Origin of the sequence: Streptomyces sp. JB150 (genome assembly GCF_011193355.1) — a bacterium.
Classification (GTDB): domain Bacteria; phylum Actinomycetota; class Actinomycetes; order Streptomycetales; family Streptomycetaceae; genus Streptomyces.
The window spans coordinates 4226033-4244310 of sequence record NZ_CP049780.1 but is presented as its reverse complement, the minus strand read 5'-3'; the positions used below and the strand labels follow the sequence as shown (position 1 = coordinate 4244310).

Here is an 18278-nt window from a genome sequence, read left to right as displayed (position 1 = left end):
AAAACGCCTGTGCGGCATGTCACCGGCCCGCAAGATCGACCGACCGGAGAATGTGACGGGCGCTACGCTGCTGGTCAGACGGGGTGTCGACGGATTTCGGGGGAGACCGGGGTGGAACCGACCGCCATCGGCGTCAGGCTGGCGTCCGGCGTTGTGACGCCGCTCATACGAAGGCTCTTCGTGACCGAGGGGCCGGGCGCGGAACTGGTCGACCGGCCCGTGCGGATCTCCGGCCATGTGTCCTTCCGCGGCGAGAAGCGGCGGATCGGCCGGACCGACGTCGAGCGCCTGGCCGCGGAACTGGTCCGGCAGGCCCTCAAGGCCGCCGGGCCCGGAGAGCACCCTCTGCCCGACGGCGAGGAGGAGGCCGTCGCCCACGCCCTCGCCGACACCCTCCACGCCCTCGGCGACCTCACCATGACCGACGTCCAGGCCGTGGAACTGGGCCCCGAGGCGCTGGCCGCCCGGCTGCGCGCCGCCGCCGGCGACCCGGCCCGCCACCTCTCCCGCGACGCCGGGCTCTTCCTCGACCGGCTGCTCACCACCGCCTGCCTGCACATCCTGCACTTCTTCACCCAGCGGTCCGCCTTCGTCCCGCGCACCCTCGTCGAACAGACCCGCCGCCAGCGCGAGCTGCTGACCCGCGTCGACCGGCTGATCGCCCGCACCCCACCCCCGGGCCCCACCGACCAGGCCTTCGAACAGCGCTATCTCTCCTACGTCGCCACCCGCCACGCCCACCTCACGATCTACGGCATCGACCTGACCGACTCCCCCGACCGCTGGCCCCTGGACGCCGCCTACCTGAGCCTGACCGCCCTGCACCCGGACGACGGCGACGCGCCCTCCGGCGGACCGGACGGCGCCCCCGCCGTCTCCGCCGCCACCGCCCTGCCCGCCGACCGGGCGCTCGACGGACACGACCGGGTGCTGCTGCGCGGAGTCGCCGGTTCCGGCAAGACCACGCTGGTGCAGTGGCTCGCCGTCACCACCGCCCGGGGCGAGCGCGAGGAGGCGGGGCCGGGCGCGCCCGGCGGCCGGGTGCCGTTCGTGCTGCCGCTGCGCACCCTGGTCCGCCGCCCCGACGGCCTGCCCGCGCCGGACGCCTTCCTGTCCGCCGTCCGCGTCCCCTTCCACGCCACCCAGCCCGACGGCTGGGCCGACCGGGTGCTCGGCGACGGCCGCGGGCTGCTCCTCGTCGACGGCCTGGACGAGATCCCCGAGCGGGACCGCGAGCGGACCCGCCGCTGGCTGCGCGACCTGCTCGACGTCTATCCCGGCAACCGGTGGCTGGTCACCTCCCGCCCCTCCGCCGTGCGCGCGGACTGGCTCGCCGCCGACGGGTTCACCGAACTCGCGCTCACCCCGATGCGCCGGCAGGACGTCGCCGCCTTCATCACCCGCTGGCACACCGCCGCCCGCGCCGACGCCCCCGACCCCGGCCGGCTCGACGCCTACGAGCGCTCCCTCCTCGACGCCGTCCGCACCAAGCCCGACCTCGGCCGGCTCGCCACCAACCCGCTCATGTGCGGCCTGATCTGCGCCCTCCACCGCGACCGGCGCGGCTATCTGCCGCACGGCCGGCAAGAGCTGTACGACGCCGCCCTGTCGATGCTGCTCGCCCGCCGGGACGAGGAACGCGACATGATCACCCCGGGCGACGGCATCCACCTCACCGAGCAGCCCCAGATCCAGCTGCTCCAGCGCCTCGCCTACTGGCTGATCCGCAACCACCAGAACGAGCTGGACCGCGAACGCGCCGTCCGGATCATCGCCGACGTGCTGCCCGCCCTGCCCGCCGCGGCCGCCCAGGGCGACGCCGAGCGGATCCTCGGCCATCTGCTGCTGCGCAGCGGCCTGCTGCGCGAACCGGCCGCCGGGACCGTGGAGTTCGTGCACCGCACCTTCCAGGACTACCTGGGCGCGCGGGCCGCCGTGGAGGACGGGGACTTCGGGCTGCTGGTGCGGGGCGCGGCGGACGAGCAGTGGGCGGACGTGATCCGCATGGCCGTCGCCCACGCCCGCCCTCGCGAGCGCGCCGGCCTGCTGCGCGACCTGACCGCGGCCGCCGACCGGCTGGAGGGCGCCGCGAGCACCCGCGTACGCCTGCTGGCGCTGGCCTGCCTGGAGCACGCCACCGAACTCGACCCCCAGGTCCGCGCAGAGGTCGAGCGGCGGGCCGCCGCGGTGATCCCGCCCCGCACGGTCCGGGAGGCCCGCGCCCTCGCCGAGGCCGGGCCGCTCGCCCTGGAACTGCTGCCGGGGCCAAAGGGGCTGAGCGACGAGGAGGCGCGGGCGGTCGTCGTCACCGCGTCGCTGATCGGCACGGAGGCGGCGCTCCCGGTGCTGGCCCGGTTCCGGACCCACCCCGCACTGGAGGTACGGGCCCAGCTGAGCTGGACCTGGCATCGGTTCCCGGAGCGGCCGTACGGGGAGGAGGTCATCGCGCACCTGCGGGAGACGGGACTGTTCTTCGCCGCCCACACCGCCGGCCACCTGAGCTTCCTGCGGGAGCTGGGCGGGCGCCGCAAGATCCAGCTGACCGGGGACCTCCCGGCGGACGCGATCGCGGCGGGCCTCGTGCCCGAACGCGTCAGGAAGCTGATCATCCGCGACAACGACGCGCTGCGGGACCTGGGCTGCCTGGCGGGCCTGCGACGGCTGACCCACCTGGACCTGAGCCGCGCCCCTCACGTGGACGACCTCACGCCGCTGGCCGCGCTGCCGCTGACCTGGCTGTCGCTGGACCTGCTGCCGGGGCTGGAGCGGCCGGGCGCGCTGCACCCCCTCGCCGCCTGCCGTCCCACGCTCGACCAGCTCGACGTGGGCGTACGCCTGGAGGCCGCGAGCCTCGACGAGGCCGTGCCCGTCGACCTGCCGCTGCGCTATCTGCGGCTCACCAAGGCGGCGACGCAGCACACCGGACTGCGCGGCCTGCACCGCTTCCACCGGCTCAGGCAGCTCAGCCTCGCCCGGCTGGACACCCCGCTCACCGCGCGGGACCACGAGGAGATCGCGCGGCTGCCCGAGCTGACCGAGCTGCGGATCAACTGGCGGGCGGTGGGCTGGCAGGGGCCGCCGCTGCCCCGGATCGCCAGCCTGCGGCTCAACGACGTCCAGGGCACGGAGGACCTGACGCCGATTCCCGAGCTGTTCCCCGGGCTCCGCCGGGTGACCGTCGTCCCCGCGCCCAGCGCTCGGATTCCGGACGATCTCCTCGCCGCGCTGCCCGTCCGGCCCGCCGTCCGGAGGATTCGCAGCGTCGTCTGACGCACGCCTCTAGCCACCTACCGTTCAGTAACCCTACGGTTCTGCTCGCGTCACCCTCACCAACGAACATGCACACGACACGTGCTACCCGACGTGAGAGGAACCCCCCACCATGACGAGACCCGGGATGCGCCGCACGGCCACCCTCACCGTCACCGCGGCCGCCCTCGTGGCCCTCGCCGCCCCCGCCGAGGCCACGACCAGCACCACCGCCCGCACCGGTACGGCCGCCACCGCGACCGCCGCCGCCGCGGTCGACTACGCCACCTGGCAGCGGGACTGCCAGGCCGTGATGGACCAGGCGCTGCCTTACCTCCAGCAGCGGATCGCCCAGCACAAGCCCGGCGAGAAGCAGGCGATCGTCTTCGACATCGACAACACGACCCTGGAGACCGACTTCGGCTTCAGCTACCCCCAGCCGGCCAACAAGCCGGTCCTGGAGGTCGCCGAGTACGCCCAGGAACACGGCGTCGCGCTCTTCTTCGTCACCGCCCGCCCCGGCATCATCCACGCGCCCACCGAGTACAACCTGGAGAAGGTCGGCTACGAGGTCTCCGGGCTGTACGTCCGCGGCTTCCTCGACCTCTTCAAGAACGTCGCCGACTACAAGACGGCCCAGCGCGTCGACATCGAGTCGAAGGGCTACACGATCATCGCCAACATCGGCAACAACACCACCGACCTGTCGGGCGGCCACGCCGAGAAGACGTACAAGCTGCCGGACTACGGCGGTCAGCTGTCGTAGCTCCGCTGTCCAGGCACGCGAAAGGGCCGGTGCCCGTCCGGGCACCGGCCCTTTCCTCTGCCGTGAGGCTCAGCCGCGGGGCTGAGACCTGCTTACTCCTTGCTCAGGTTCGGACCGGCGCCGCCGGCCGCCTGCTCGATCGGCGGGACGTCCGGCAGAGCCGACTTCTCCTCACCGCGGAAGGTGAAGGTCTGGGACTCGCCCTCGCCCTCGGTGTCCACGACCACGATGTGACCGGGGCGCAGCTCGCCGAAGAGGATCTTCTCCGACAGCGAGTCCTCGATCTCGCGCTGGATCGTGCGGCGCAGCGGCCGGGCGCCCAGCACCGGGTCGTAGCCCTTCCTGGACAGCAGCTCCTTGGCGGACTGGGACAGCTCGATGCCCATGTCCCGGTCCTTCAGGCGCTCGTCCACCTTGCCGATCATCAGGTCGACGATCCGGAGGATGTCGTTCTGCGTCAGCTGCGGGAAGACGACCACGTCGTCGACGCGGTTGAGGAACTCGGGGCGGAAGTGCTGCTTGAGCTCGTCCGACACCTTGTTCTTCATGCGCTCGTAGTTGGTCTTCGTGTCGCCCTGGGCGGCGAAGCCCAGGTTGAAGCCCTTGGAGATGTCCCGGGTGCCGAGGTTGGTCGTCATGATGATGACCGTGTTCTTGAAGTCCACGACCCGGCCCTGGGAGTCGGTCAGGCGACCGTCCTCCAGGATCTGCAGCAGCGAGTTGAAGATGTCCGGGTGGGCCTTCTCGACCTCGTCGAAGAGGACGACGGAGAACGGCTTGCGGCGGACCTTCTCGGTCAGCTGGCCGCCCTCTTCGTAACCCACGTAGCCGGGGGGCGAGCCGAAGAGACGCGACACCGTGTGCTTCTCGCTGAACTCCGACATGTCGAGGGAGATCAGCGCGTCCTCGTCGCCGAACAGGAACTCGGCGAGCGCCTTGGACAGCTCGGTCTTACCGACACCGGACGGGCCGGCGAAAATGAACGAGCCACCGGGACGCTTCGGGTCCTTCAGACCGGCACGCGTACGGCGGATCGCCTTCGACAGCGCCTTGACGGCGTCGTCCTGGCCGATGACCCGCTTGTGGAGCTCGTCCTCCATGCGCAGCAGTCGGGACGACTCCTCCTCGGTGAGCTTGAAGACCGGGATGCCCGTGGCGGTGGCCAGCACCTCGGCGATCAGCTCGCCGTCGACCTCGGCGACGACGTCCATGTCGCCGGCCTTCCACTCCTTCTCCCGCTTGGCCTTGGCGGCCAGGAGCTGCTTCTCCTTGTCGCGCAGGGACGCGGCCTTCTCGAAGTCCTGCGAGTCGATCGCGGACTCCTTGTCCCGGCGGACACCGGCGATCTTCTCGTCGAACTCGCGCAGGTCCGGCGGCGCGGTCATCCGGCGGATGCGCATCCTCGATCCGGCCTCGTCGATCAGGTCGATCGCCTTGTCCGGCAGGAAGCGGTCCGAGATGTACCGGTCGGCCAGGGTGGCGGCCTGGACCAGCGCCTCGTCGGTGATCGAGACGCGGTGGTGCGCCTCGTACCGGTCGCGCAGGCCCTTGAGGATCTCGATCGTGTGCGGCAGGGACGGCTCCGCGACCTGGATCGGCTGGAAGCGGCGCTCCAGGGCCGCGTCCTTCTCCAGGTGCTTGCGGTACTCGTCCAGCGTGGTCGCACCGATGGTCTGCAGCTCACCGCGGGCCAGCATCGGCTTCAGGATCGAAGCGGCGTCGATGGCGCCCTCGGCGGCACCCGCACCGACCAGCGTGTGCAGCTCGTCGATGAACAGGATGATGTCGCCGCGGGTGCGGATCTCCTTGAGCACCTTCTTCAGGCGCTCCTCGAAGTCACCGCGGTAGCGGGAGCCGGCGACCAGCGCGCCGAGGTCCAGGGTGTAGAGGTGCTTGTCCTTGAGGGTCTCGGGCACCTCGCCCTTGACGATGGCCTGGGCGAGGCCCTCGACGACGGCGGTCTTGCCGACGCCGGGCTCACCGATCAGGACCGGGTTGTTCTTCGTACGGCGGGACAGCACCTGCATGACCCGCTCGATCTCCTTCTCGCGCCCGATGACCGGGTCGAGCTTGGACTCACGAGCGGCCTGGGTGAGGTTCCGGCCGAACTGGTCGAGGACCAGGGACGTCGAGGGAGTGCCCTCCGCAGGGCCGCCGGCGGTGGCGGTCTCCTTGCCCTGGTAACCGGAGAGCAGCTGGATCACCTGCTGCCGCACGCGGTTCAGATCAGCGCCCAGCTTGACCAGGACCTGGGCGGCGACGCCCTCGCCCTCACGGATCAGGCCGAGCAGGATGTGCTCCGTGCCGATGTAGTTGTGGCCCAGCTGAAGGGCCTCGCGGAGCGACAGCTCCAGGACCTTCTTGGCACGGGGGGTGAAGGGGATGTGCCCGGACGGGGCCTGCTGGCCCTGGCCGATGATCTCCTCCACCTGCTGGCGGACCGCCTCGAGCGAAATCCCGAGGCTCTCAAGGGCCTTGGCGGCGACACCCTCACCCTCGTGGATCAGGCCCAGGAGGATGTGCTCGGTGCCGATGTAGTTGTGGTTGAGCATCCGGGCTTCTTCCTGAGCCAGGACGACAACCCGCCGCGCGCGGTCGGTGAACCTCTCGAACATCGTTAATCGCTCCTCAGAGCGGTCAGGCAGTAAGGGGAACTTCCCCTCCCTGTCCTTCCGCAGCTTAGTCCCGCGAGCGGGGACCGCTCATTCCAACTGCCGACACCGTCCTTGGCCTCCTGACCCCGAACGCCGACATCTGCTCCAACCCGATGGTGCGAGACGATGTTCCCGCAGGCCAGGCAGATACCCTCACCATCAGTACGCCGATGGCGAACGTGAGACGCCCTCGCCTGCGTGTCGCCCCCTCCCACTAGGGATGTCTTACCCGCCGGCACTGACAGTCCATGCCGCGCGCGCCCTTTCCCTCCGCTACGGGCGAACAACCTTGCGCCTCCCCGCCCCCCCGCACGCCCCCCGTTGCGCCACTCTCCGCACCCGTCGGGGCACCCAGCGTAACCCGCAGGGTCTTTCGGCGGTTGCACTTGGCATGGTTGGCGCCGCCCCGCAGTCGATGCCCCCATCCGGCTCTCCGGACCCTTGGGTCACTCCGGGCACTCCCGGCCCATCCGGCACTTCCCCGACGGTCCCGTTCCCCCGCCGGCCGCTCGGTGCGAGCGCCCCGGTTCGGGACGGGCGGAACTGGCAGGACGGCCGGGACTGGGAGGACTGGGAGGGCTGGCGGGACTGGCGGGACTGGTACGAGAACGGGCTGGGCTGGGCGACGGTGCCCGGAGCCGGGGCGCATCCGAGTGCGCCGGTATGGCTGGAGGTCGGGGCGCGCTTCGACGTCCTGGACGTCCCGGCGGCCGCGGGCGTTCACGCCCTGCGGCACCTGGCGCCCTGCTCCCCCGTCGCCGTGGAGGGCGACCGGATGCGGCTGCTGGTGGCCCCCGGCAGCGCCGAGGAGCTGCCGGGGCTGCTCGACTGGCTGGAGTGGGGCTCGCTGGACCTGGACCTGGCGGCCCTCGGCGAGGGCGGGGTCATGGCGGCTCCGGAGCCGGCGCGGGGATTGGGGGCGCGGTGCCCCGCGCGGGGGGCGGCGGGTGAACCGCCGGTCACCTCACCGTGGGCGGAGGGGAAGCCGCCGGTTCCCCCGGGCGCGGGTGCGGGGCGCGAGCCGGGGCCGTACGGCGGGCGGGGGCAGGGCTTCTCCCACCCCGGCCCGCGTGTGCAGGGGGCCGCCGTGTGGGTGCGGCCCCCCTGTCCGGGGTGCGAGGCCGGGGCCTCGCTGCCGACGCTGTCGGCCCTGGGGGGCGGTGGTGACGCCCCCGATCTCGTCCGCGTCGTGGACACGGTGGCGACGCACTGCCACCGGATCCGGCTGCGGCGCGGCAGTGCTCAGCCGTTGGCCTTCTCGTAGGCCTCGCGAATGGACGCCGGAACACGGCCGCGGTCGTTGACCTCGTAACCGTTCTCCTTGGCCCAGGCGCGGATCGCGGCGGTGTCCTGGCTGCCGGTCGAGGCCGACCGCGCCTTTCCGCGTCCGCTGGAGCGACCTCCGGTACGACGACCGCTCTTCACATAGGGCTCGAGAAGGCTGCGAAGCTTGTCCGCATTGGCGGTCGTGAGATCGATCTCGTACGTCTTACCGTCCAGCGCGAACGTCACCGTCTCGTCAGCCTCGCCGCCGTCGAGGTCGTCGACAAGAAGGACCTGAACCTTCTGTGCCACCGGATTTCCTTTCATCGATAACGTGAGGACCTGGGGTCCGCGGCGTCCGCCGTTTCGCCGCCCCCTGTTATATGCAGTACTGCAGTACGTCGGAAAGCAAACCGCTTTTGCCGGAAAAACACAAACCCCCGGGAGAGGCCCGCAGCCCGGCCGCACCCCGGAAACGTGCGCGTTTCGGACATAGGGAACCCCAGCGGGGTCGCCGGGGCGGAATAGCGACGATCACAGATGCAGAAGCATCCGGCTGTTGCCCAAGGTGTTGGGTTTCACTCGTTCGAGACCCAGGAACTCCGCGACGCCCTCGTCATAGGAACGCAGCAGCTCCGCGTAGACATCGGTGTCGACGGGCGTCTCGCCGATCTCCACGAAGCCGTGCCGGCCGAAGAACTCGACTTCGAAGGTGAGGCAGAATACCCGGCGAACGCCGAGCCAGCGGGCGGTCTGAAGCAACTTCTCCAGCAACTGGTGGCCGACGCCGGCACCCTTCAGGCCGGGCTTCACGGCGAGAGTGCGCACTTCGGCGAGGTCTTCCCACATCACGTGCAGTGCGCCACAGCCGACGACCTCGGCGTTGTCGTCCCGTTCCGCGACCCAGAACTCCTGGATGTCCTCGTAAAGCGTCACCATCGCTTTGTCGAGCAGGATGCCGTGCCGGACGTACGCGTCAAGGAGTCGGCGGACGGCGGGGACATCGCTGGTACGGGCCCGGCGGACGGTGATGGCTTTAGCGGTGGCTTCGGGGTTCTCCCGGAGGTTCCCGGCGGGGTTCTCGGCGCCGTTCTCGGTGCCGTTCTCGGTGCCGTTCTCGGCGGAGGGCCTCTCTGCTGACATGTGCGGACGCTATCGTCCGTCGCGCTCCGGCGCCGAGGCGGGGTTCTCGGCCGGGGGTTGCGGGGCTGCTCGCCGTTCCGGCGCGCGTTCCCGTTCCGGTGCGGGTTCCGGTTCCGGTTCCGTTGTTTCCGGGCCCTGGACGATGCGTACGGCGTCGCGGAGGGCCATGCGCTGTTCGTCGCTCATCATGCCGAAGAAGGCGACGAGCGCGGCGGCGGGGTTGTCGCTCTGCGACCAGGCGTCGTTCATCAGGGCCGCCGCGTAGGCGGCGCGCGTGGAGACCGCCTCATATCGATAGGCGCGGCCTTCCGCCTCGCGGCGGACCCAGCCCTTCTGATGGAGATTGTCCAAAACGGTCATCACCGTGGTGTAGGCGATGGTCCGTTCCCGCTGGAGGTCTTCCAGGACTTCTCGAACGGTCACCGGGCGGTTCCACTTCCACACCCGCGTCATGACCGCGTCTTCGAGTTCTCCCAATGGGCGAGGCACAGCTTGAACAATAGTAGGAGATCCGGGTTATGGCGTGCCGGACGGGCCCTTTAACTGCAAACGGGAGCAAAAAGGACGCCCGCGGCGGCGCGGGCGTGGGGGTGGGGTGGCCGGGTGCGGGTGGTCAGGCGTCCGTGGGGCCGGACGTGGCCGGGGAGGACGGGCGGGCGTTCTCCGCGCGCGCGAGGGCGGCGTCCACGGCCGCGTCCTCCTTGGCCTTGTTGGCCCCGCCCTGGGACTTCACGATCACCCGGATCACGCTGATGAAGAAGACGGCCATGACGACCGGCGGCAGGAGCGCGGAGACGTAGTCCATGGCTCCAGGGTAGTCGCGCGTGCGGGGCGCCCGGGGCGGGGGGCGGCCGGTGTCAGCCGACGGCGAGCTGCCGCGGCGGGTTCGCCGGGTTCTCGGGGTCCGCCGGGGGCTGTGGCGGCTTGCGGCGGGGGAAGACCTCGCCGGGGGTGGGGACCGGGCGGCGGGCCGGCTGCCCGGGCGCGCCGGGGGCGGGGGCCGGTGAGGCCGGTTTCTGCGCCGGTTCCCGCTCGGGTTCCCGGGCGGGGCGGTCGGCGGCCGCCTCGTCGGCGCAGCGGCCGCCGGGGAGGGCGAGGAGGCGGGTGCGGGACGCCGGGAGGAGGGGGTTCGGACGGGTCTGCCCCGAGGTGTCGGCGGTGGCGGTGCGACGGGCCAGGCGGGCGCGTACGTCCTGCTCGGCGAGGGTCTGGCAGCGGCCGAGGAGCGCGGCGGCGACGGGGTTGCCGCGCAGGGCGCGCAGGGCGGCGAGGTCGTCGGGGGTGGGGCGGTGGCCGGCGCCGAGGGCTTCCTCCAGGAGGGTGAGGTAGCCGGCCGCGGTGCCGGGGAGGGCGGCGCGGTAGCGGGCCAGGTCGGCCACGAGGAAGGCCCGCAGGCGGGCGCCTTCGCGCATCGCCTCGTCGAGCGAGTCGGCGAGGCGCAGGCAGTCCTGGACGTCCTCGGGGGAGGCCTGGCCGGGGTGGAGGGCGAGGGCGAGGGCGCGGCGGAGCACACGCAGCTCCTCCACACCGAACGCCATGCCGCCGCGGGATCCGTAGGGCGTGGGCATGACGGCGACGATACGCGCTAATCAGACAAACTTCGCACGGCTGCTTCGGTGTGGCGTGGGAGCCACCCTATGCGGGGGCATGCGGGGGCGGGGCCTGCGGGCGTCCGTCCGAGGGTGCGTGCCTGCGGCGGCCTGCGCGGGTGGGTGGGGGGTGTGGCGCCTGGGGTGCGTTGCGGGGCGGGCCGCGCCGGGGGGTGGCCGTCCTGGGTCCGGGCGGGGCCGTGCCTGGTGAGGTGCGCGGTGTCGGACGCCCGGACGCTGCGGGCGGCCCCCGGCACGGCCCCTTCCGCCGGCGGCCGGCCTTCGGTGGCCGCCGGCGGTCGGCTGTGCCGTCGTGGGCGCGACTACAAGCGGGAGACGTTGCGCTCGTAGACCATCCTCAGGCCGATCAAGGTGAGCCAGGGTTCGTGCTCGTCGATGACCGAGGATTCGCCGAGGACCATGGGGGCGAGGCCGCCCGTGGCGATGACGGTGACGTCGTCGGGGTCGTCGGCGAGTTCGCGGGCCATGCGGTTGACGACGCCGTCGACCTGGCCGGCGAAGCCGTAGACGATGCCCGCCTGCATGGCCTCGACGGTGTTCTTGCCGATCACGCTGCGGGGGCGGGCGACCTCGATCTTGCGGAGCTGGGCGCCCTTGACGCCCAGGGCCTCGACGGAGATCTCGATGCCGGGGGCGATGACGCCGCCGACGTACTCCCCGCGCGCGGAGACCGCGTCGAAGGTCGTGGCCGTGCCGAAGTCGACGACGATCGCGGGGCCGCCGTAGAGCTCGACGGCGGCGACCGCGTTGATGATTCGGTCGGCGCCGACCTCCTTGGGGTTGTCCGTGAGGATCGGGACGCCCGTCTTCACGCCCGGTTCGACGAGGACGGCGGGGACGTCGCCGTAGTAGCGGCGGGTGACCTCGCGCAGTTCGTGCAGGACGGAGGGGACCGTGGCGCAGATGGCGATGCCGTCGATGCCGTCGCCCAGTTCGTCGCCGAGCAGGGGGTGCATGCCCATCAGGCCCTGGAGGAGCACCGCCATCTCGTCGGCGGTGCGGCGGGCGTCGGTGGAGATGCGCCAGTGTTCGACGATGTCCTCACCGTCGAACAGACCGAGGACGGTGTGCGTGTTGCCTACGTCGATCGTCAGCAGCATCCCCGTCTCCTACTCCGCCGCTCGCAGGTCCAGGCCGATGTCGAGGATCGGCGAGGAGTGGGTGAGGGCGCCCACGGCGAGGTAGTCGACGCCCGTGTCCGCGTACGCCCTGGCGTTGTCCAGGGTGAGGCGGCCGGAGGCCTCCAGGGCGGCGCGGCCGTGGACGATGGCCACCGCCTCCTCGCACTCGCCGGGGGTGAAGTTGTCCAGCAGGATCAGGTCGGCGCCGGCGTCGACGACCTCGCGCAGCTGGTGCAGGGTGTCGACCTCGACCTCGATGGGGAGGTCGGGGAAGCGTTCGCGGACGGCCTTGAAGGCCTGGGCGACGCCGCCCGCGGCCAGCACGTGGTTGTCCTTGACGAGGGCCGCGTCGGAGAGCGACATGCGGTGGTTGACGCCGCCGCCGCAGCGGACCGCGTACTTCTCCAGCGAGCGGAGGCCGGGGGTGGTTTTGCGGGTGTCACGCACGCGTGCCTTCGTACCCTCCAGGACGTCCGCCCACGCGCGCGTGGCGGTGGCGATGCCGGAGAGGCGGCACAGGAGGTTGAGGGCGCTGCGCTCGGCGGTGAGCAGGTCGCGGGTGCGGGTGGTGACGGAGAGCAGCCTCTGGCCCGCCTCCACGCGGTCGCCGTCCGCCGCGAGGCGTTCCACCTCGAACTCGTCCTCGCAGACGATGGAGATCACGGCCTCGGCGATGTGGAGGCCGGCGACCACGCCGGCCTCGCGGGCGACGAAGTCGGCGGTGGCGACGGCGTCCTCGGGGATGGTGGCGACCGTCGTCACGTCGACGCCGCCCGCCAGGTCCTCCTGGACGGCCACGTTGGCGATGTCCTCGACCTCGACGGGGTCGAGGCCGGCGTCGGCGAGGAGTTCGGCGAGCGCCGGGTCGAGGCCGCACTCGAGGTATTCCTCGGTGTCCGCGCCGCAGGCGCAGCCGTCGCCGCAGCCGCCGTCGTCGGCGAGGGGAAGGTCGGGGGTGCTCACTGGTCTCACTGCTCCTGGGGACGGTGCGCCGACGGGTTCGGCCGGGTCGGGGGGAAGTCTGCGGTGTCGGTGGTGTGCACGGCGAGACTGCGGTCGGGATTGAGCCGTACGACGATGTGGCGGCGCCACGCGGTGTCGTCGCGGTCGGCGTGGTCCTCGCGCCAGTGGCAGCCGCGGGTCTCCTCGCGCAGCAGGGCGGCGGCGACCAGGACGCGGGCCACACACAGGAGGTTGGTGGCCTCCCAGGTGTCGACGCCGGGCTCGGCGGTCTTGCCGTTCTCGGTGAGGGCGTCGCGGGCCTCGGTGTGCAGCCGCTGGAGGCGGTCGGCGGCCTTGGCGAGGGAGGCGGCGGAGCGCAGGACGCCCGCGCCCTCGGTCATGATCCGCTGGATGGTGAAGCGGGCCTCGGCGGGCTGCAGGGGGTGGGCGGGGACCTCGGGGTACGGGACCGGTTCGGGCACACGCGCGTGGAGGCCGCTTTCGGCGTGGGCCGCGGCGATGTCGGCGGCGATGCGCTCGGCGTAGACCAGGCCCTCCAGGAGGCTGTTGGAGGCGAGGCGGTTGGCGCCGTGGACGCCGGTGCAGGCGACCTCGCCGCACGCGTACAGGCCGGGGACGGTCGTCCGGCCGTGGGAGTCGGTGCGGACGCCGCCGGAGGCGTAGTGGGCGGCCGGGGCGACCGGGATGGGCTCGTGGACCGGGTCGATGCCGTGGGCGCGGCAGGCGGCGAGGATCGTCGGGAAGCGCTGCTCCCACATCTCGGCGCCGAAGTGGCGGGCGTCGAGGAACATGTGCTCGGCGTCCTGCTCCTGCATGCGGCGCATGATGCCCTTGGCGACGATGTCGCGCGGGGCGAGTTCGCCCAGTTCGTGCTGCCCGGCCATGAAGCGCACCCCGTCGGCGTCGACGAGGTGGGCGCCCTCGCCGCGGACCGCCTCGGAGACCAGGGGCTGCTGGCCCTCGGCCTCGGGGCCGAGGAACAGCACGGTCGGGTGGAACTGGACGAACTCCAGGTCGCTGACCTCGGCGCCCGCGCGCAGGGCGAGGGCGACGCCGTCGCCGGTGGACACCGAGGGGTTGGTGGTGGCGGAGAAGACCTGGCCCATGCCGCCGGTGGCGAGGACCACCGCGGGGGCGTGGACGGCGCCGACGCCGTCGTGCTGGCCCTCCCCCATGACGTGCAGGGTCACGCCCGCGGTACGGCCGTCCGCGTCCGTGAGGAGGTCCAGGACGAGGGCGTTCTCGACGGTGCGCATCCCGCGCGCGCGGACGGCCTCCACGAGGGCGCGGGAGATCTCCGCGCCGGTCGCGTCGCCGCCCGCGTGGGCGATACGGCGGCGGTGGTGGCCGCCCTCGCGGGTGAGCGCGAGGCCGCCTTCCGCCGACTCGTCGAACTGGGCGCCGGTCCGGATGAGCCGGCGTACGGCGTCGGGGCCCTCGGTGACGAGGATCCGCACCGCCTGCTCGTCGCACAGGCCCGCGCCCGCGACCAGGGTGTCGTCCAGGTGCTGTTCGGGGCTGTCGCCCTCGCCGAGGGCGGCGGCGATGCCGCCCTGGGCCCAGCGGGTGGAGCCGTCGTCGAGGCGGGCCTTGGTGACGACGACGGTGTCCAGGCCGGCGGCCTCGCAGCGCAGGGCCGCGGTCAGGCCGGCCACGCCGGAGCCGACGACGACCACGTCCGCGTCGATGTGCCAGCCGGGGGCGGGCGCGTGCAGTCGTATGCCTGTGCTGGTCACGAGGCGGCTCCGAAGGTGAGGGTGATGTTGTCGATCAGCCGGGTCGTGCCGACCTTGGCCGCGACGGCGAGGACGGCCTCGCCGGTGTAGTCGTCGGGGACCTCCGAGAAGTCGGACGGGTCGACCAGGGCCAGGTAGTCGAGGACGAGCGGCGGGTCGAGGCGGGCGGCCTCGTCGAGGACCAGCCGGGCCGCCGCGCGGACCTCGGCGGGCCCGCCGGGGGCGGCCTCGGCGACGGCGTGCGCGTCGGCGGCCGCGCGGGACTCCCCTATCGCGCTCAGCGCCTCGGCACGCGCGCGCGTGGAGGGCACTTCCCGGGCTCGGGCGCGCAGCGCCTCCAGGGCCGCGTGGCGGTCCTGCGCGGCGAACAGCGCGCGGGACAGCGCGAGGGCGGTACGGCGTTCCTGCGGGGAGAGGTAGCGGTTGCGGCTGGACAGGGCCAGGCCGTCCTCCTCGCGGACGGTCGGCACGCCGACGATCTCGACGGGGAAGTTCAGGTCCCGCACCATGCGGCGGATCAGGGCGAGCTGCTGGGCGTCCTTCTGCCCGAAGAAGGCGACGTCGGGGCGGGTGAGGTGGAGCAGTTTGGCGACGACGGTGAGCATGCCGTCGAAGTGGCCGGGGCGGGAGGCGCCCTCCAGGCGTTCGCCCATGGCTCCCGCGCGGAGGGTGATCTCGGGCCTGCCGTCCGGGTACATCTCCTCCACGGACGGCGCGAAGACGATGTCGGCGCCCGCCTGCTCGGCGGTCTTCAGGTCGGCTTCCAGGGTGCGCGGATAGCGGTCCAGGTCCTCGCCCGCGCCGAACTGGAGCGGGTTCACGAAGACGGTGACCACCACGTAGCCCTTGCGGCCGACGTGCTCGCGCGCGGTGCGGATCAGGGTGGCGTGGCCTTCGTGCAGCGCGCCCATGGTCATCACGACGGCGGTGCGGCCGGGCACCGAGAAGTGGTCCAGGACGTAGCCGAGGTCGTCCAGGGTGGGGACGAGTTCGAAGTCGCGGCTCATCGGTCTCCCCCGTTCTCGGGCAGCGCCGCCCCGTCGGCGAGCACCCCCAGCAGGTCTTCGGCCAGTTCCGGCTTCAGCAGGCCGGAGGCGAGCGCCCGGTCCGCGGTCGCGCGGGCCATCGCCAGATAGCCGGCGACGGTCTGCGGGGCGTGCGCGCGCAGTTCGGCGATGTGCGCGGCGACGGTGCCCGCGTCCCCGCGCGCGACGGGTCCGGTCAGGGCGGCGTCGCCGGAGCGCAGGGCGTTGTCGAGGGCGGCGCCGAGCAGCGGGCCGAGCATCCGGTCGGGGGCGCCGACGCCCGCCGCGCGCAGCAGGTCCAGGGACTGGGCGACCAGGGTGACCAGGTGGTTCGCGCCGAGCGCGAGGGCCGCGTGGTAGAGCGGCCGGTGTTCCTCGGCGATCCACTCGGGCTCGCCGCCCATCTCGATGACGAGGGCCTCCGCGGCCAGTCGCAGCTCCTCGGGGGCGGTGACGCCGAACGAGCAGCCGGCCAGGCGCTGGACGTCCACGGGGGTGCCGGTGAAGGTCATCGCCGGGTGCAGGGCCAGCGGGAGGGCGCCCGCGCGCAGGGCGGGGTCGAGGACCTTCGCGCCGTAGCGTCCGGAGGTGTGGACGAGCAGCTGGCCGGGGCGGACGGCGCCGGTCTCGGCGAGGCCGGACACCAGGCCGGGGAGGGTGTCGTCGGGGACGGTGAGCAGCACCAGGTCGGCGCGGCGCAGCACCTCGGCGGGCGGGACCACCGGCACGTCGGGCAGCAGCTGCGCGGCGCGCCGCCGGGAGGCGTCGGAGACCGCGGAGACGGCCACCGGGCGGTGCCCTGCGAGCTGGAGGGACGCGGCGAGTGCGGGGCCCACGCGGCCGGCGCCGACGACGCCGACGGTGAGCCGCGCGGGGCGGTCCCGGGGATCTGGCTGTTGGCTTGTACTCACGCGACGGCGGCCTTCCCGTTCCAGTCCGCTCTGGGTACCGGACGATTTCTCGTCATGTTAACGCGATCGGTTCGAGAGGCGTTCGGTTGTCCACAGGCTGTGGGTTTCTGTCCGAGGTTCCCCGGCGGGCTGTGCGGAAAAGCGGTGTCCGCGCGCAAAGCCGCCCGCGATGATCTCGGACATGAGCGATTCGGCCCAACAGCCGGCCCCGCGGCCGGCCTCCCCGAGCACACCGGAACCGTCGTCCGCCGACGAGCAGCGCAAGCGTCGCAGAGAGCGGCGCATCAACGCTGCCAGGGGCGCGCGGCGCATTCTCTCGCGCCCCGCTTCCCTGTCCACGCTGCGTGAGCGCCTGGCGCTGCTGGACTCGGCGGCCGGGCTGTACGACCTGGACGAGCGGGCGGACTTCTACGGCGACGGCGTCGTCGAGGCCCTGGAGGAGAAGGTCGCCGGGCTGCTCGGCACCGAGGCCGCCGCCTTCTTCCCGACCGGCACGATGGCCCAGCAGGTGGCCCTGCGCTGCTGGGCCGGCCGCACCGGCAACCCGGCCGTGGCCCTGCACCCGCTCGCCCACCCGGAAGTGCACGAACGCCATGCCTTCAGCCAGGTGGGCGGGTTGCGACCGGTCCATGTGACGCGCGCGCCCCGGCAGCCGACCGCCGAGGAGGTACGGGACCTGGAGGAGCCGTTCGGCGCCCTGATGCTGGAGCTGCCCCTCAGGGACGCCGGGTTCCTGCTGCCGTCCTGGGAGGAGCTGACCGAGGTGGTGGAGGCGGCGCGCGAGCGTGAGGCGGTGGTGCACTTCGACGGCGCGCGCCTGTGGGAGTCGACGGTCCACTTCGGCCGTCCCCTGGAGGAGATCGCGGGCCTCGCGGACAGCGTCTACGTGTCGTTCTACAAGTCCCTCGGCGGCTTCGGCGGGGCCGCGCTGGCCGGCCCGCGGATCCTGGTGGAGGAGGCGAAGGTCTGGCGGCACCGGTACGGCGGCACGGTGTTCCAGCAGTTCCCCACCGTGCTGTCGGCGCTCGCGGGGCTGGAGCGGGAGCTGCCGCGGCTGCCGGAGTACGTGCGGCACGCGCGCGTGGTGGCCGCCGCGCTCCGGGAGGGGTGCGCGGAGGCCGGGCTGCCGTGGGCACACGTGCACCCGGAGGTGCCGCACACCCACGAGTTCCAGCTCTGGCTGCCGTACGACGCCGACGTCGTCGCCGAGGCGGCGGTCCGCACGGCCGAGGAGACCGGGACCCTGCTCTTCGCCAACGGCTGGGACCACAGGGTCCCCGGCATCGCCATGACGGAGCTGAACGTCCGCGCGGCGGGGCTGGAGTGGGCCGCCGAGGACGTGCGGTCGGCGGTGAGGGAGTTCGCGCGGCGGTTGGCGCAGGAGAGCGGGGGGCGGGGAGAGGCGGGGTCAGGGTCAGCGCCTTGACGAGGTGGTCGGCGACGCCGGGGTGGCGGTCGGGGCGTCTGTGGCCCGGTCTGCGGCGTCGGGTGGTGGCCGGGTGCCAGCGCGGGGGGCCTCGGCGGGTCGTAGTCGGCGTCTTCGCGACGCGGCCGGCGCCGCCGGAGCAGCGGCCGATGCCGTCGCCTGGCGGTCCGCGCCGGCGGATCGGCCGGTGCCACCGCGCGGCCCGCATCGGTGGTTTCTGGCCCCGTGCCAGCGCGGCGCGGTCGACACCGTGGGTCGTGGTCCGTGCCAGCGCGGCGCGGTCTGCGTCGCCGGACCGCCGGCCGTGCTCTCCGATCGCAGCCGGCGTCTTCACGTCCCGGGCAGTGGGCCACCGCGCGTCCTCCGAGCCGGGCGGTCCGGGTGCTAGGGGGTGTCTCGTCGATCAGGCCG

15 protein-coding genes are annotated in these 18278 nt (G+C 72.9%); 4 read left to right on the top strand and 11 right to left on the bottom strand.

The window, feature by feature from the left end:
- The first annotated feature begins 180 nt into the window (after positions 1–180).
- Positions 181–3270 carry an NACHT domain-containing protein gene (locus G7Z13_RS19790; protein WP_240926276.1) on the top strand — a complete coding sequence of 1030 codons (3090 nt, stop codon included), beginning with the start codon at positions 181–183 and terminating at the stop codon, positions 3268–3270.
- Positions 3271–3382: 112 nt separating this feature from the next.
- The gene (locus tag G7Z13_RS19785) at positions 3383–4015 is read left to right on the top strand and encodes an HAD family acid phosphatase (protein WP_166001127.1); all 633 of its coding nucleotides are present in this window, start codon (positions 3383–3385) and stop codon (positions 4013–4015) included.
- Positions 4016–4107: 92 nt separating this feature from the next.
- Here G7Z13_RS19785 and G7Z13_RS19780 read toward each other — a convergent pair whose 3' ends face one another.
- The gene (locus G7Z13_RS19780) at positions 4108–6630 is read right to left on the bottom strand and encodes an ATP-dependent Clp protease ATP-binding subunit (RefSeq protein WP_166001125.1); all 2523 of its coding nucleotides are present in this window, start codon (positions 6628–6630) and stop codon (positions 4108–4110) included.
- A gap of 430 nt (positions 6631–7060) precedes the next feature.
- Between G7Z13_RS19780 and G7Z13_RS19770 the strand changes: the two genes are divergently transcribed.
- Positions 7061–7933, top strand: coding sequence for an SCO3374 family protein (locus tag G7Z13_RS19770; RefSeq protein WP_166001123.1), 873 nt, complete (start codon positions 7061–7063; stop codon positions 7931–7933).
- Here the strand turns inward: G7Z13_RS19770 and G7Z13_RS19765 are convergent.
- From G7Z13_RS19765 to G7Z13_RS19720, 10 genes are all read right to left on the bottom strand, one after another.
- Positions 7912–8244, bottom strand: coding sequence for an Lsr2 family protein (locus G7Z13_RS19765; protein ID WP_166001120.1), 333 nt, complete (start codon positions 8242–8244; stop codon positions 7912–7914). The two genes, G7Z13_RS19770 and G7Z13_RS19765, sit on opposite strands and share 22 nt — an antisense overlap.
- Before the next feature lie 222 nt (positions 8245–8466).
- Positions 8467–9075, bottom strand: a complete 609-nt coding sequence (locus G7Z13_RS19760) for an amino-acid N-acetyltransferase (protein ID WP_240926275.1) — start codon at positions 9073–9075, stop codon at positions 8467–8469.
- A gap of 9 nt (positions 9076–9084) precedes the next feature.
- A complete protein-coding gene (locus G7Z13_RS19755) occupies positions 9085–9528 on the bottom strand; it encodes a BlaI/MecI/CopY family transcriptional regulator (protein ID WP_240926274.1) in 444 nt (147 codons plus the stop codon).
- 160 nt (positions 9529–9688) lie between these two features.
- Positions 9689–9880, bottom strand: a complete 192-nt coding sequence (locus G7Z13_RS19750; RefSeq protein ID WP_166001116.1) for a hypothetical protein — start codon at positions 9878–9880, stop codon at positions 9689–9691.
- A gap of 52 nt (positions 9881–9932) precedes the next feature.
- Entirely contained in the window at positions 9933–10613 is a 681-nt protein-coding gene (locus G7Z13_RS19745; RefSeq protein ID WP_166005126.1) for a hypothetical protein, read from the bottom strand.
- Positions 10614–10987: 374 nt separating this feature from the next.
- Positions 10988–11785: a type III pantothenate kinase gene (locus tag G7Z13_RS19740; RefSeq protein ID WP_166001113.1), complete on the bottom strand. Its 798-nt coding sequence runs from the start codon at positions 11783–11785 to the stop codon at positions 10988–10990.
- Positions 11786–11794: 9 nt separating this feature from the next.
- The gene (nadC, locus tag G7Z13_RS19735) at positions 11795–12769 is read right to left on the bottom strand and encodes a carboxylating nicotinate-nucleotide diphosphorylase (RefSeq protein WP_166001111.1); all 975 of its coding nucleotides are present in this window, start codon (positions 12767–12769) and stop codon (positions 11795–11797) included.
- A gap of 5 nt (positions 12770–12774) precedes the next feature.
- On the bottom strand, positions 12775–14505 hold the full coding sequence (locus G7Z13_RS19730; RefSeq protein ID WP_166001109.1) for an L-aspartate oxidase: 1731 nt from the start codon (positions 14503–14505) through the stop codon (positions 12775–12777).
- Positions 14502–15512 (bottom strand): pantoate--beta-alanine ligase, encoded by a 1011-nt coding sequence (panC, locus tag G7Z13_RS19725; protein WP_166001107.1) that lies wholly within the window; start codon positions 15510–15512, stop codon positions 14502–14504. Before panC ends, G7Z13_RS19730 begins: the two co-directional genes overlap by 4 nt.
- Positions 15509–16441: a DUF2520 domain-containing protein gene (locus tag G7Z13_RS19720; protein WP_166001104.1), complete on the bottom strand. Its 933-nt coding sequence runs from the start codon at positions 16439–16441 to the stop codon at positions 15509–15511. The genes panC and G7Z13_RS19720 overlap by 4 nt, the downstream gene beginning before the upstream one ends.
- 181 nt (positions 16442–16622) lie before the next feature.
- On the opposite strand from G7Z13_RS19720, the gene G7Z13_RS19715 reads away from it, so the two are divergent.
- Positions 16623–17867 carry a beta-eliminating lyase-related protein gene (locus G7Z13_RS19715; RefSeq protein WP_166001103.1) on the top strand — a complete coding sequence of 415 codons (1245 nt, stop codon included), beginning with the start codon at positions 16623–16625 and terminating at the stop codon, positions 17865–17867.
- The last annotated feature ends 411 nt before the right edge of the window (positions 17868–18278 follow it).